At 66.3% G+C, this 13,759-nt stretch carries 13 protein-coding genes; 8 read left to right on the top strand and 5 right to left on the bottom strand.

The features are described 5' to 3' along the window. The first annotated feature begins 1 nt into the window (after window position 1). From kdpB to AC56DV_RS05995, 5 genes are all read left to right on the top strand, one after another. Window positions 2-2,104, top strand: a complete 2,103-nt coding sequence (kdpB, locus tag AC56DV_RS06015) for a potassium-transporting ATPase subunit KdpB (RefSeq protein WP_496313390.1) — start codon at window positions 2-4, stop codon at window positions 2,102-2,104. A 12-nt stretch (window positions 2,105-2,116) separates the two neighbouring features. Beyond that, the gene (gene kdpC, locus AC56DV_RS06010) at window positions 2,117-2,701 is read left to right on the top strand and encodes a potassium-transporting ATPase subunit KdpC (protein WP_496313389.1); all 585 of its coding nucleotides are present in this window, start codon (window positions 2,117-2,119) and stop codon (window positions 2,699-2,701) included. Window positions 2,702-2,735: 34 nt separating this feature from the next. Next, window positions 2,736-5,537, top strand: coding sequence for a DUF4118 domain-containing protein (locus tag AC56DV_RS06005; RefSeq protein ID WP_496313388.1), 2,802 nt, complete (start codon window positions 2,736-2,738; stop codon window positions 5,535-5,537). Further along, window positions 5,534-6,259 carry a two-component system response regulator KdpE gene (gene kdpE / locus AC56DV_RS06000; RefSeq protein ID WP_496313387.1) on the top strand — a complete coding sequence of 242 codons (726 nt, stop codon included), beginning with the start codon at window positions 5,534-5,536 and terminating at the stop codon, window positions 6,257-6,259. The genes AC56DV_RS06005 and kdpE overlap by 4 nt, the downstream gene beginning before the upstream one ends. 73 nt (window positions 6,260-6,332) lie before the next feature. Next, the gene (locus AC56DV_RS05995) at window positions 6,333-7,013 is read left to right on the top strand and encodes a DUF4214 domain-containing protein (RefSeq protein WP_496313386.1); all 681 of its coding nucleotides are present in this window, start codon (window positions 6,333-6,335) and stop codon (window positions 7,011-7,013) included. Between the two features lie 13 nt (window positions 7,014-7,026). Here AC56DV_RS05995 and AC56DV_RS05990 read toward each other — a convergent pair whose 3' ends face one another. From AC56DV_RS05990 to AC56DV_RS05980, 3 genes are read right to left on the bottom strand one after another with little or no spacing between them, the layout of a single operon-like run. Then, window positions 7,027-8,196: a vWA domain-containing protein gene (locus AC56DV_RS05990; RefSeq protein ID WP_496313385.1), complete on the bottom strand. Its 1,170-nt coding sequence runs from the start codon at window positions 8,194-8,196 to the stop codon at window positions 7,027-7,029. A 2-nt stretch (window positions 8,197-8,198) separates the two neighbouring features. Next, window positions 8,199-8,795: a GNAT family N-acetyltransferase gene (locus tag AC56DV_RS05985; RefSeq protein WP_496313384.1), complete on the bottom strand. Its 597-nt coding sequence runs from the start codon at window positions 8,793-8,795 to the stop codon at window positions 8,199-8,201. Further along, the gene (locus AC56DV_RS05980) at window positions 8,795-9,661 is read right to left on the bottom strand and encodes an AAA family ATPase (RefSeq protein ID WP_496313383.1); all 867 of its coding nucleotides are present in this window, start codon (window positions 9,659-9,661) and stop codon (window positions 8,795-8,797) included. The genes AC56DV_RS05985 and AC56DV_RS05980 overlap by 1 nt, the downstream gene beginning before the upstream one ends. A gap of 195 nt (window positions 9,662-9,856) precedes the next feature. Here AC56DV_RS05980 and AC56DV_RS05975 point away from each other — a divergent pair, with 195 nt between their 5' ends. After that, window positions 9,857-10,195 carry a c-type cytochrome gene (locus AC56DV_RS05975; protein ID WP_496313382.1) on the top strand — a complete coding sequence of 113 codons (339 nt, stop codon included), beginning with the start codon at window positions 9,857-9,859 and terminating at the stop codon, window positions 10,193-10,195. 11 nt (window positions 10,196-10,206) lie between these two features. Beyond that, window positions 10,207-10,548, top strand: a complete 342-nt coding sequence (locus AC56DV_RS05970) for a c-type cytochrome (protein WP_496313381.1) — start codon at window positions 10,207-10,209, stop codon at window positions 10,546-10,548. Window positions 10,549-10,600: 52 nt separating this feature from the next. On the opposite strand, the gene AC56DV_RS05965 is transcribed toward AC56DV_RS05970, so the two are convergent. Next, a complete protein-coding gene (locus tag AC56DV_RS05965) occupies window positions 10,601-10,936 on the bottom strand; it encodes a hypothetical protein (RefSeq protein WP_496313380.1) in 336 nt (111 codons plus the stop codon). A 209-nt stretch (window positions 10,937-11,145) separates the two neighbouring features. On the opposite strand from AC56DV_RS05965, the gene AC56DV_RS05960 reads away from it, so the two are divergent. After that, window positions 11,146-13,266, top strand: coding sequence for a pre-peptidase C-terminal domain-containing protein (locus AC56DV_RS05960; protein WP_496313379.1), 2,121 nt, complete (start codon window positions 11,146-11,148; stop codon window positions 13,264-13,266). A gap of 46 nt (window positions 13,267-13,312) precedes the next feature. Here AC56DV_RS05960 and AC56DV_RS05955 read toward each other — a convergent pair whose 3' ends face one another. Next, window positions 13,313-13,744, bottom strand: coding sequence for a DUF1841 family protein (locus AC56DV_RS05955; protein ID WP_496313378.1), 432 nt, complete (start codon window positions 13,742-13,744; stop codon window positions 13,313-13,315). Window positions 13,745-13,759 lie beyond the last annotated feature (15 nt).

Genomic DNA, 13,759 nt, shown 5'->3' with positions numbered 1-13,759 from the left:
CATGTCGCAAACGAACGCACTGGCGGGCATTACGCCGCCCAAGCGCCTCAAACTGTTTGATTCGGAACTGCTGGTCCCGGCCATCGCGGACGCCTTCCGCAAGCTGCATCCGCGCACCCAGCTGCGCAGCCCCGTCATGTTCGTGGTCTACGTCGGCAGCATCATCACCACGCTGCTGGCGCTGCAGGCGGCGCTGGGCAAGGCGGCCGACGGCGCCAGCGCCGGCTTCGTGGCCGCCATCGCCGTGTGGCTGTGGTTCACGGTGCTGTTCGCCAACTTGGCCGAAGCCATGGCCGAAGGCCGCAGCAAGGCGCAGGCGGCTTCGCTGCGCAGCCTGAAAAAGAGCGTGGTGGCCAAGAAGCTGTCCGCGCCCCGCCACGGCACCGCGTGGCTGCCGTGCGACGGTCCGGATCTGCGCAAGGGGAACTTCATCCTGGTGGAGGCGGGCGATGTCATTCCCATCGACGGCGAAGTGGTCGAAGGCGTGGCCTCGGTGGACGAAAGCGCCATCACCGGCGAATCGGCGCCCGTGATCCGCGAGTCGGGCGGCGACTTCTCGGCCGTTACCGGCGGCACCCGCGTGCTGTCGGACTGGCTGGTGGTGAAGGTGACCGCCAACCCCGGTGAAACATTTTTGGACCGCATGATCGCCATGGTGGAAGGCGCCAAGCGCAAGAAGACCCCGAACGAGATCGCGCTGACCATCCTGTTGGTGGCGCTCACCATCGTGTTCCTGGTGGTGACGGTGACGCTGCTGCCGTTCTCGCTGTTTTCGGTGGCGGCGGCCGGCTCGGGAGCACCGGTCACCATCACGGTGCTGATCGCGCTGCTGGTGTGCCTGATACCGACCACCATCGGCGGCCTGTTGTCGGCCATCGGCGTGGCGGGCATGAGCCGCATGATGCAGGCCAACGTCATTGCCACCTCCGGCCGCGCGGTGGAAGCGGCGGGCGACGTGGACGTGCTGATGCTGGATAAGACCGGCACCATCACGCTGGGCAACCGCCAGGCGTCGGCCTTCGTGCCCGCGCCCGGCGTGACCGAGCAGCAGCTGGCGGACGTGGCGCAACTGGCCTCGCTGGCCGACGAAACGCCGGAAGGGCGCAGCATCGTGGTGCTGGCCAAGCAGAAGTTCAACATCCGCGAGCGCGACATGGCCTCGCTGCAGGCCGAGTTCGTTCCGTTCACCGCGCAGACCCGCATGAGCGGCGTGGACCTGCAGGGCCGGCAAGTGCGCAAAGGCGCGGCCGACTCGGTGAAGAAGTACGTGGAGTCGCTGGGCCTGCCGTATCCGGCCGAGGTGGCGCGCGCCGTGGACGACGTGGCGCGCCGGGGCAGCACGCCGCTGGTGGTGGCCGACGGCGGCCGCGTGATGGGCGTGGTGGAGCTGAAGGACATCGTCAAGGGCGGCATCAAGGAGCGCTTCGCCGAATTGCGCCGCATGGGCATCAAGACCGTGATGATCACCGGCGACAACCAGCTGACCGCCGCCGCCATCGCCGCCGAGGCGGGCGTGGACGACTTCCTGGCCGAAGCCACGCCGGAGGACAAGCTGAAGCTGATCCGCAGCCACCAGGCCGAAGGCCGGCTGGTGGCCATGACCGGCGACGGCACCAACGACGCCCCCGCTCTGGCGCAGGCCGACGTGGCCGTGGCCATGAACTCGGGCACGCAGGCGGCCAAGGAAGCGGGCAATATGGTGGACCTGGATTCGAACCCCACCAAGCTGCTGGAGATCGTCGAAATCGGCAAGCAGATGCTGATGACGCGCGGTTCGCTCACCACGTTCTCGATTTCGAACGACATCGCCAAGTACTTCGCCATCATCCCGGCGGCTTTCGTCGGCACCTATCCTCAGCTGAAGGCGCTGGACGTCATGCACCTGGCCAGTCCCTCGTCGGCCATCATGTCGGCGGTGATCTTCAATGCGCTCATCATCATTGCGCTGATCCCGCTGGCCCTGAAGGGCGTGCAGTACCGCGCCATCGGCGCCACCGCGCTGCTGCGCCGCAATCTGCTGGTGTTTGGACTGGGCGGCATCATCCTGCCGTTCATCGGCATCAAGCTGATCGACATGCTGCTGGCAGCGTTCAACCTCGTTTAACCAGGAGCCATCATGAAAACCCATATTCGCCCTGCGCTGGTCATCTTCGGCGCGCTGACCCTGATCTGCGGCGTGCTGTATCCGCTGGCCGTCACCGGCATCGGCAGCGCCGTGTTCCCCGCGCAAGCGGCAGGCAGCATGGTTGAAGTCGGCGGCAAGGCGGTCGGCTCGGAGCTGATCGGCCAGTCCTTCACTTCGCCCAAGTACTTCTGGGGCCGCCCTTCGGCCACCGCGCCCATGGCCAACAACGCGGCCGGTTCCAGCGGTTCCAACCTGGGGCCGCTGAATCCGGCGCTGGTGGAGGCGGTGAAAGGCCGCATCGCCGCGCTCAAGGCCGCCGACCCGGGCAACACGGCGCCGGTGCCGGTGGACCTGGTGACCGCATCGGCCAGCGGCCTCGATCCCGAGATCAGCGTGGCCGCCGCCCAGTACCAGGTGGGCCGCGTCGCCGCCGCGCGCGGGCTCGGCGCGGAGCAGGTGCGCGCGCTGGTCGAGCGCGAGATGCGCGGCCGCGTGTTCGGCTTCTTCGGCGAGCCGCGCGTGAACGTGCTGGCGCTGAATCTGGCGCTGGACGGCAAATCCGCGCATACTCGCTGAATCGTCCTGAAACGCGAAAAACCTGCAAGGCACCATGTTCCCAAACGACGGCCAACGGCCCGATCCCGACGCGCTGCTGGCGCACGTCCAGGCGCAGGAGCGCAAGGCTGCGCGCGGCCGGCTGCGCATCTACTTCGGCGCCTCGGCCGGCGTCGGCAAGACCTACGCCATGCTGTCCGCCGCCCGCAAGCTGAGCGCGGCCGGGCAGGCCTTGCTGGTTGGCGTGGCCGAAACGCACGGCCGCAGCGAAACCGCCAGCCTGCTGGACGGCCTCGATGTGCTGCCGCTGAAGGAGGTGGCGTATCGCGGCAAGGTGCTCAGGGAATTCGACCTTGACGCGGCGCTGGAACGGCGCCCGGCGCTGATCCTGGTGGACGAACTGGCGCACTCCAACGCGCCCGGGTCGCGCCACCCCAAGCGCTGGCAGGACGTCGAAGAGCTGCTGGAGGCCGGCATCGACGTGCTTACCACCGTCAACGTGCAGCACCTCGACAGCCTGAACGACGTGGTGGGCGGCATCACCGGCATCCGCGTCAACGAAACCGTGCCCGATACGGTGTTCGACCAGGCCGACGAGGTGGTGCTGGTCGATATCCCCGCCGACGAACTGCTGGCGCGCCTGAAGAGCGGCCGCGTGTACCAGGGGCCGCAGGCCGAGCGCGCGTCGAAGAACTTCTTCCGCAAAGGGAACCTGATCGCGCTGCGCGAGCTGGCGCTGCGCCGCACCGCCGACCGGGTGGAGGACGACGTGCGCGCCTACCGCGTCGAGCAATCCATCGACGCGATCTGGAAGACCGGCGCTTCGCTGCTGTGCTGCGTCGGCCCGCGTCCCGGCTGCGAGCACGTGGTGCGCAGCGCCGCCCGCCTGGCCGGCCAGCTCGGCACCGAATGGCACGCGGTGTACATCGAAACGCCGGCCTTGCAGCGCCTGCCCGAAGCGGAGCGCGAGCGCATTCTGAAAACGCTCAAGCTGGCGCAGGAGCTGGGCGCCGCCACCGCCGTGCTCACCGGCGGCGACATTGCCGCCACGGCGCTCGAGTATGCACGCAGCCACAACCTGTCCAAGATTACGCTGGGGCGCGGCCGGCCGGGCCGGCCCTGGCGCGCCGCCCACATCCGGCGCATGGCCAGCCTGGCGCCGGATGTGGACCTGATCGAGATCGGCGCCGCCAGCCGCGAGCGCGCGCCGGCGGCGCAGCCGGGCGGCCTGGCAGGACTGTCGCCGTTCGGCCGCACGCTGGTCAACCCCTTCAATCCGCGCGACGACGCGGCAGCCGCGCGCGCCGGCGCCGGCCCCGCTGCCGATGCCGGCCAGGACGAGCAGCCGGACCCCGCCGCCAAGCGGCGCGGCTGGTCCTACCTGGCCGCCGCAGGCGCCAGCATCGCCAGCGCGCTGATCACCGCGCCGCTGCTGCCCTATGTCGACCTGGCCAACATCGCCATGCTGTTCCTGCTGGTGGTGGTGCTGGTGGCGGTGCGGCTCGGGCGCGGCCCCTCGGTGCTGGCCACCTGCGTCAGCGTGCTGTGCTTCGACTTTTTCTTCGTGGCGCCGCGCTTCAGCTTCGCGGTGTCGGACTTCCAGTACCTGATCACCTTCGGCGTGATGCTGGCGGTCGGCCTCATCACCGGCCACCTGACGGCCGGCCTGCGCTTCCAGGCGCGCGTGGCCTCGCACCGCGAAGCGCGCTCGCGCGCCCTGTACGAATTCGCGCGCGAGCTGTCCGGCGCCTTGCAGACCGAGCAGATTTTCGACAGCACCCGTAGCGCCGTGCAGGCCGCGTTCCGCGCCAGGGCCACCTTGCTGCTGCCGGACAGCGAAGGCCGGCTGCAGCAGGCGGGCGCCGCCAGCCTGTCGGTGCTGGACATCGGCATCGCCCAATGGGCCTACGACCGCGCCGAAAGCGCGGGCCTGGGCACCGACACGCTGCCGGCCAGCCGCATCTTCTACCTGCCGCTGGTGGCGCCGATGCGCACGCGCGGCGTGCTGGCCATCGAGCCGGAAAACCGGCGCTGGATGCTGATCCCCGAGCAGCGGCAGCAGCTCGACACCTTCGCCGCGCTGGCCGCTATCGCGCTGGAGCGGGTGCACTATATCGAAGTGGCGCAGGGTGCGCTGGTCAGCATGGAGTCCGAGCGGCTGCGCAACTCGCTGCTGGCGGCCCTGTCGCACGACCTGCGCACGCCGCTCACGTCGCTGGTCGGCCTGTCCGAATCGCTGGCCGGATCGAAACCGGCGCTGGCGCCGCAGCAGCTGGACCTGGCGCAGGCGCTGCACGCCGAATCGCTGCGCATGAGCACCCTGGTGTCCAACCTGCTGGACATGGCGCGCATCCAGAGCGGCGAAGTGAAGTTCAACCTGGAATGGCAACCGCTGGAGGAGGTGGTGGGGAGCGCCCTGCGCGCCAGCGCGCCGCAGCTCAGGCAGCACGCCGTCAGCACCGATCTGCCGCACGACCTGCCGCTGCTGCGCTATGACGCGGTGCTGATCGAGCGCGTGCTGTGCAACCTGCTGGAGAACGCCGCCAAGTACACGCCCGCCGGCTCGCGCATCGCCGTGAGCGCCGCACCGCACGGCGCCTGGATGAATCTGATGGTGTACGATGACGGGCCGGGCCTGCCGCATGGCCGCGAGGAGGCCGTGTTCGAGAAGTTCACGCGCGGCGAGCGCGAATCGGCCAAGCCGGGCGTGGGACTGGGGCTGGCAATCTGCCGCGCCATCGTCGAGGCGCACGGCGGCACCATTAGCGCCGCCCCTTCGCCGCTGGGCGGCGCCGCCTTCGTCATCGCGCTGCCGCTCGGCACGCCGCCCGAACCGCCCAAAGAACTGATGGAATGATGACTACCCGACCGATGGAAAAACTGAGCGAAACTTCGCCCGTCGCCCTGCTGGTGGAAGATGAACCGCAGATCCGCCGCTTCGTGCGTGCCGCGCTGGAAGAGGAGGGCTGGCACGTGCACGAATGCCCCACCATGCAGCGCGGCCTGATCGACGCCGGCACCCGCAAGCCGGACCTGGTGGTGCTCGACCTCGGCCTGCCGGACGGCGACGGCGTGGCCTTCCTGCACGACCTGCGCAAATGGTCCACGGTGCCGGTGATCGTGCTGTCCGCCCGCGTCAACGAGGCCGACAAGATCAAGGCCTTGGACGCCGGGGCCGACGACTACTTGACCAAGCCTTTCGGCGTGGGCGAACTGCTGGCCCGCGTGCGCGCCACCCTGCGCCGCCAGCGCCAGCCGCAGGCCGACGTCGCCGGCATCGTGCGTTTCGGCGCCGTGGAGGTGGACTTGCAGAACCGCCGCGTCACCAGGGGCGGCGAAGGCGTGCACCTGACGCCGACCGAATACCGGCTGCTGGCGGTACTGGTGGGCAACGCCGGCCGCGTGATGAGCAACCCGCAGCTGCTGCGCGCCGTGTGGGGCCCTTCGCAGAGCGAAAACGGCCACTATTTGCGCATCTACATGGGCCATCTGCGCCACAAGCTGGAAGACGACCCCGCCCAGCCGAAGTACCTGCTGACCGAAACGGCGGTCGGCTACCGGCTGCAGCTGCCTGGCTAGAAACAAATTGTAATTCTTCTCATGCGCGCCAAACGCGCGGCCTAAGATTAGCCATCGAACGCATGAGGAGAGCATGATGGGCTACATACTGCACGGCACAGACTGGGACGACGATATCGACGGCACCGCCGGCGACGACGACCTGTACGGCTACGCCGGTTACGACTCCCTGTTCGGCGGCCGGGGCGACGACTACCTGAACGGCGGATTCGACATCGACGAGGCCTTCTACAACGGCTACCGCGACGAGTATTCGGTGCTGGCCGACGGCGGCCAGTTCTGGGTCAGGGACTATGTCGGCGACGACGGCCTGGACCTGCTGATGAACGTCGAGCGCCTCAACTTCAAGGACGGCGCGGTGGCGCTGGACATCGACGGCAACGGCGGCGAGGCCTACCGGCTGTACCAGGCGGCTTTCAACCGCGAACCCGACGAGGTGGGACTGGGCTTCTGGATTTCGCACCTGGACCATGGCGCCAGCCTGCGCGCCGTGGCGCAGGGCTTCGTCAATTCGGACGAGTTCCGCGCCACCTACGGCGTGAACCCCAGCGCCACCGAGATCGTGGTGCGGCTGTACGCCAACGTGCTGCACCGCGCGCCTGAGCAGGCAGGCCTGGAACACTGGGTCAACATCCTGAACTCCGGCCAGGACACCGTGGCCGGCGTGCTGGTCGGCTTCAGCGAGAGCGCGGAGAACTACGCCCAGCTGATCGGCAAAATGCAGGACGGCGTCGACTACCAGCCTTTCGTTTAAGGCTGCAGCAAGCCTATTTGCTGAGCATGCGCATGGCCCGTTCCAGGCCCTCGATGGTGAGCGGGAACATGCGGTTGTTCATCAGCTGGCGGATGACGGCGATTGACTGGCGGTACTGCCACAGCCCTTCCGGCTCCGGGTTGAGCCAGATGAACTTGGGGAAGGCGTGCGTGAAGCGGCCCAGCCATTCGGCGCCGGCTTCCTCGTTGTTGTATTCCACCGAGCCGCCCGGCTGCAGGATTTCGTAGGGGCTCATGGTGGCGTCGCCGACGAAGATCACCTTGGTGTCCGGCGTGTATTTGCGCAGCACGTCCCAGGTGGGGAAGCGCTCGGCGTTGCGGCGGCGGTTGTTCTTCCACAGGTAGTCGTACACGCAGTTGTGGAAGTAGAAGAATTCCATGTTCTTGAACTCGGTCTTGGCGGCCGAGAACAGCTCTTCCGTGCGTTCGATGTGGTCGTCCATGGTGCCGCCCACGTCGAGCAGCATCAGCACCTTGATGTTGTTCTTGCGCTCGGGTTGCATCTTGATGTCGAGGAAGCCGGCGTTGTTGGCGGTGGCGCGGATGGTCTGGTCCAGCGCCAGCTCGTCCTCGTGGCCTTCGCGCGCGAACTTGCGCAGCCGCCGCAGGGCCACCTTGATGTTGCGCGTGCCCAGTTCGCGCTCGGAGTCGTAATCCTTGTAGGCGCGCGCTTCCCACACCTTGACCGCCGTGCGGTTGCCGCCCTTGCCGCCGATGCGCACGCCTTCCGGGTTGGTGCCGCCGTTGCCGAACGGCGAGGTGCCGCCGGTGCCTATCCACTTGCTGCCGCCCTCGTGGCGTTCCTTCTGCTCTTTCAGCAGTTCGTTCAGGCGGTCCATCAGCTTGTCGTAGCCAAATTTTTCCAGCGCGGCCTTCTGCTCGTCGCTCAGCTCGCGCTCCATGCGCTTGATCAGCCAGTCGAGCGGAATGGCGCTGTTGGTTTCGAAGGCGCCGTTGATGCCTTTGAAGTACTGCGCGAAGGCGCGGTCGAACTTGTCGTAGTGGGCTTCGTCCTTCACCAGCGTCAGGCGCGACAGATAGTAGAAGTCGTCCATCGAGGCGTCGATGACGTTCTTCTGCATCGCTTCCAGCAAGGTCAGGAACTCCTTGATGGAGACGGGGATCTTCGCGTCTTTCAGCGTGAAGAAAAAATCGATCAGCATGCTCAGTCTCTGCTTAACTTGTAGCGCAAGTGCGCCTTGATTTCCGGCCATTCGCCGCGCACGATGCTGTAGATGACGGTGTCGCGCACGGTGCCGTCGCGCCGCATGCCGTGGTGGCGCAGCACGCCGTCCTTCTTTGCGCCCAGGCGCTCGATGGCTGCCTGCGAGGCGTGGTTGAAATTATCGGTGCGGAAGCCGGCCACGGCGCAGCCCAGCGTTTCAAACGCGTGCGTCAGCAGCATCAGCTTGCAGCTGGTGTTGACGTAGCTGCGCTGGCGGCTGCGCGCGTACCAGGTGTAGCCGATTTCCACGCGGTCCAGCGCCGGCACGATGTCGTGGTAGCTGGTGCTGCCGATCACTTCTTCGGTCACGCTGTCGATCACGGCGAAGGCGAAGCGGCCGGGCCGCATCTCCAGCGAGGTGGCGATATAGGCTTGCACCTGGTCCGGTTCGGGCACGGAGGTGATGCGCAGCTTCCACAGCTCGCCGTCGCAGGCGGCGGCCAGCAGGCCGGCGGCGTGCTGCGGGCCGAGCGGCTCCAGGCGCACGCCGTTCAGCTCCAGCGTCACCGCGGCGAAGTTGGAGAGGGCGGCGTTCATCAGCGGTTGGTCCGGTTCATGAACACCAGGCGCTCGAACAGGTGCACGTCCTGCTCGTTCTTCAGCAGCGCGCCGTGCAGCGGCGGCACCGCGGCCTTGGCGTCCTTGCTGCGCAGCGCTTCCGGCGGGATGTCTTCGGCCAGCAGCAGCTTGAGCCAGTCCAGGAACTCGGAGGTGGACGGCTTCTTCTTCAGGCCTGGCACGTCGCGCACCTCGTAGAAGGTCTGCAGCGCGGTGGCCAGCAGTTCCTGCTTCAAGGTCGGGTAGTGCACCTTGACGATCTGCTCCATCGTGTCCTTGTCCGGGAACTTGATGTAGTGGAAGAAGCAGCGGCGCAGGAAGGCGTCCGGCAGTTCCTTCTCGTTGTTGGAGGTGATGATGACCAGCGGGCGGTGCTTGGCCTGCACCATTTCGCGCGTCTCGTAGACGTAGAACTCCATGCGGTCCAGCTCGCGCAGCAGGTCGTTCGGGAACTCGATGTCGGCCTTGTCGATCTCGTCGATGAGCAGCACCACCGGCTCCGGCGCGGTGAAGGCTTGCCACAGCACGCCCTTGACGATGTAGTTGTGGATGTCGCGCACGCGCTCGTCGCCCAGCTGCGAGTCGCGCAGGCGCGACACGGCGTCGTATTCATACAGGCCCTGCTGTGCCTTGGTGGTGGACTTGATGTGCCACTGCATCAGCGGCATGTCCAGCGCGGCGGCCACTTCCTCGGCCAGCATGGTCTTGCCGGTGCCCGGCTCGCCCTTGATGAGCAGCGGGCGCTGCAGCGTGAGCGCCGCGTTCACGGCCAGTTTCAGGTCATTGGTGGCGACGTAGTTGTCCGAACCCTGGAAGCGTTGGCCTTGGCCCTTGTTTGCTTGCATAAAATGGCGTCTCTTAGTGGAAAATGAATCCCACGAGTATATGCCAGAACGCTATACCACACTGCGGGCGGATGATGTGGACTCGCAACTTGTTATTGGGTTAGAATCGTTGGCTGGTAGTGTAAAAGTCAACTTTTGCGACTACTGTATCACGCAGTATCAATAATATTACTGACGTTAACCTAGCCATCCACCATGAAAAAAATCTACGCAGTTCTCGTGCTCGCAGGCATCGCCAACGTTGCCGCAGCAGCGGACATCGTTGGAAACGCCAAGGCGGCTCCAGCCAAGATCGAAATGTGTATCGGTTGCCACGGCATCCCCGGCTACAAAGCCACTTTCCCGGAAGTGTTCCAGGTGCCGATGATTGGTGGCCAGACGGCTAAGTACATCGAGAACGCGTTGCAAGGCTACAAGAAGGGCGAGCGCAAGCATCCTTCGATGAAGGGCATCGCCGTCAGCCTGTCGGACCAGGATATCGCCGACATCGCTGCCTTCTATTCGCAGCAGACCGCTAAAACCGCGCAGAAATGAGGCCTCACGACATGAAAAAACTGATCATCGCCCTGTTCTGCGCTTCCGCTTCCTTCGCCGCCACCGCCGGCGGCAATATCAACGCCGGCAAGGCGCTGGCCGAGAAATACAGCTGCGCCGCCTGCCATGGCAAGGACTACAATTCGCCGATCGACCCGTCGTATCCCAAGCTGGCCGGCCAGCACAAGGATTACCTGCAGCACGCGCTGACCGCCTACAAGCGCGGCGACGCGCCCAACGGCCGCAGCAACGCCATCATGACCGGCCAGGTCAAGCCGCTGACCAACCAGGACATCAAGGACCTGGCGGCGTACCTGCACAGCCTGCCTGGCAATCTGGTGACGCAGCGCTGATCTGCAGCGCAGCATCGGCCCTTGAAGAAAGCCACGCAGCGCGTGGCTTTTTTTATTCCGGCTGCAGCGTCAGCCGCTTGATGGCGGCGTTCTTGCCATAAGTGGCCGAGGCCAGCAGCGGGGCGGGGCAGCGCACGCGGTACAGATAGCTGCGCTCTTCGCCGTCGGTGCTGCGGCGCAGCAGTTCCAGCTGCAGCGGGGCCGGGCAGGCGCGCAGCAGCGCCGCCTCCGGCGCGCCCGCTTCGGCGCCCTTGCGCGCCAGCGCGGCGCCAACTTCCTTGGTCACTTCCGGTTCCACGTCCTCGATGGCGCGCTGCGCCTGCGCGGGCGGCAGCGCGCAGCCGGCGGCCAGCACGCAGCTCAATGTCAGGGATAGCACTCGTCGCATGGGCTTCGCTCCTTGTAAAGTTGGCCCATCTTAGCCCGGCTCGCGGCCTTTTCCAAATTGTCTCAAATTGAACAAAACGCGGCGTTCTGTCTAAAAAGGCCTGCTTTTACAAAGGCGCAAAACGCATGGCTATACTCGGCTGGCAGTCATATGCACCAGCATATGCCCCCCTTATTTGCATCAACCGAACTGATAGGAGTCGTTGCCGCATGCGCCACTTTGCCCGTCCCATCCTCGCATCCCTGATCGTCCTCGCCTATGCCGGCGCCGCCCACGCGGACAGCCGCTCGGTGGACAACCTGACGCTGTTCTCCAACACCAAGGCCGGTTCGGCCGAGGATGCGCTGCGCCAGAATGCGGCCCGCTTCGGCCTGCCGTCGTCGCTCAAGAACCTGGAGCTGGTGCGGGTGCAGGAGTCGCTCACCGGCAAGCACTACCACTATCAGCAAATGCTGCGCGGCCTGCCGGTGGACCGCGCCGTCATCATCGTGTCGATCGGCAAGGGCGGCCAGCTGCTGAAGATCTTCAACGAAACCCGCCACATCTCGGACGAGGTGGACGCCAAGGCCGTCAACCAGCTGTACAACCAGTCGCAGATCTCGGAAGACCAGGCGCTGGACAAGGGCTGGAACAACATGAAGGTGCAGCACCCGCTGGTGGACGTGCCGCGCACCGAGCTGGTGTGGGTGCCGAGCAAGGACGGCGTGCAGCTGGCGCGCAAGGTCAGCATTGAAGCGCAGATGCCGACCGGCGGCTTCGTGCAATTCCTGAACGCGCACGACGGCAGCGTCATCGATTCCTACTCCACTTCGATCCCGCGCAAGGGCGAACGCTCGCTGGAAGCGCGCGCCAAGGTGGGCGGCCCGGTACTGGACCGCCGCAGCGCCATGAAGGCCGCCAGCGACGCCCAGGCAACCCAGGCGGCGCGCACCTCGCTGCGCGCCGCCGCCCCGGCCGCCGCGCTGGCGTCCGGCATCAACGGTTCCGGCTACGCCTTCGATCCCGATCCGCGCACCGCGCTGGCCACCGAGGCGCTGACCGACACCTCGGCCGCGTCCGCCTTTGACGCCGGCTATTCGAACAAGACCCTGCGCGACCTGACCGTGGTGGGCAGCAACTACACGCTGACCGGCCCGTACGTCAACATCAAGAACATCGAAGCGCCCAACACCGCGCCATCGACCACCACCAACGGCGTGTGGACGGCCAAGCGCGGCAGCAACGCCTTCGACGACACCAACGTCTATTTCCACCTGGACCAGAACCAGCGCTACATCCAGTCGCTGGGCTTCACCGGCACCAAGTCCATCATCAACCGTCCGTTCGACGTCGACACCGACGGCCTGAACGGCGACGACAACTCGCACTACAGCTACGGCGGCAGCACCGACTACCTGGCCTTCGGCCACGGCTGCGTGAACGACAGCGAAGACGCGGACGTGATCCTGCACGAATACGGCCACGGCATCCACCGCAACATCAACTCCGGCTGGAGCGGCGGCGACACCGGCGCCATGGGCGAAGGCTTCGGCGACTACTGGGCCGCGTCCTATTCCTACAGCACCCCGAACGGCAAAACCTTCCACCCGGAATGGGCCTTCAGCTGGGACGGCCACGGCGCCTGCTGGGCCGGCCGCATGCTGAACCGCACCGACGCCAAGTACAACGCCAGCAAGACCTATGGCGCGCACCAGTCGGTGACCGAAGCGGGCGTGACGTTCTCGTCCGACGAGCTGTGGTCGGCGCCGCTGTACGCGTCCATGGTGTCGCTGATCGCGGCCGGCAAGCCGCGCGGCAATATCGACCAGATCATCCTGGAAGCGCACTTCGGCCTGGGCAGCAACGTCAAGATGCCGGCCATGGCCACCGCCATCGTCAACGCCGCCAAGACGCTGTACCCGGCCGACCTGACCTACGCCAACACCTTCCAGGCCAAGTTCGAGGCGCAGGGCATCCTGTCGTCCACGCCGACCGGCCCGACCGTGGCGGAAACCGAGACCAACAACACCATCGCCACCGCGCAAGTCATCGCCACGGCCGGCACCACGGTGAACGGCACCATCAGCGCCAATTCGGACGTGGATTACTACAAGGTGACCCTGCCTGCCGGCAAGACGCTGACCGTGACCCTGACCCCGAACGCCACCTCGGATTACGACCTGGAGCTGTACAACAGCGCCGGCACCAAGCTGACCTCCAGCACCAAGGGCACCGGCCAGGCGGACACGGTCACCAGCACCGCGTCCGGCGTGCTGTACGCCAAGGTGATCCGCTACAGCGGCGGCACCGGTTCGACCAACGGCAAGTACACGCTGTCGGCCGGCTGGTAATGGCTGCGTAGCAAAGAAAAAACCCGCCGCGGCGGGTTTTGTCGTTTCAGCGCGCCGCGCGGCGCTGCACCGCTTCGATATAGGCCAGCCCGTCCAGCGGCTGGCCGCTGCGCTGGGCGTTCCAGATCATCTCGCCCAGGCATTCCATGATCTGGTGCTGGGCCTCGTGCGCCGAGTCCAGTTTCAGGGTCAGCGCCGTGGCGGCCGCGCGGATGCCGGGCGGCTGGTCGATCGAGATCTGCTCGTCGATCGACAAATGCATGGACAGGTGCAGGAAGGGATTGGTCTGGCCGCTGTCGACGGAATAGTCGCGCGCCAGGGCCGCGTCCACGTCGCTGAGGATGTCGGCGTATTCGGGGTGGTGGCGGATCCAGTCGCCAGCCATGGTTTCCAGCGGCGTCAGGATGTCGTTGGCGCGCTGTTTCTGGAACACGGCGCAGAAGAAGCGCCGCACATCGTCGGAAGAGGGATTAAACATGGACGGTATTGTACC

Source organism: Massilia sp. BGA-UO-ETr-WB1, from assembly GCF_059567845.1.
Note: the sequence above shows the minus strand (reverse complement) of the source record. Positions and strands in the feature narration are given on the sequence as shown.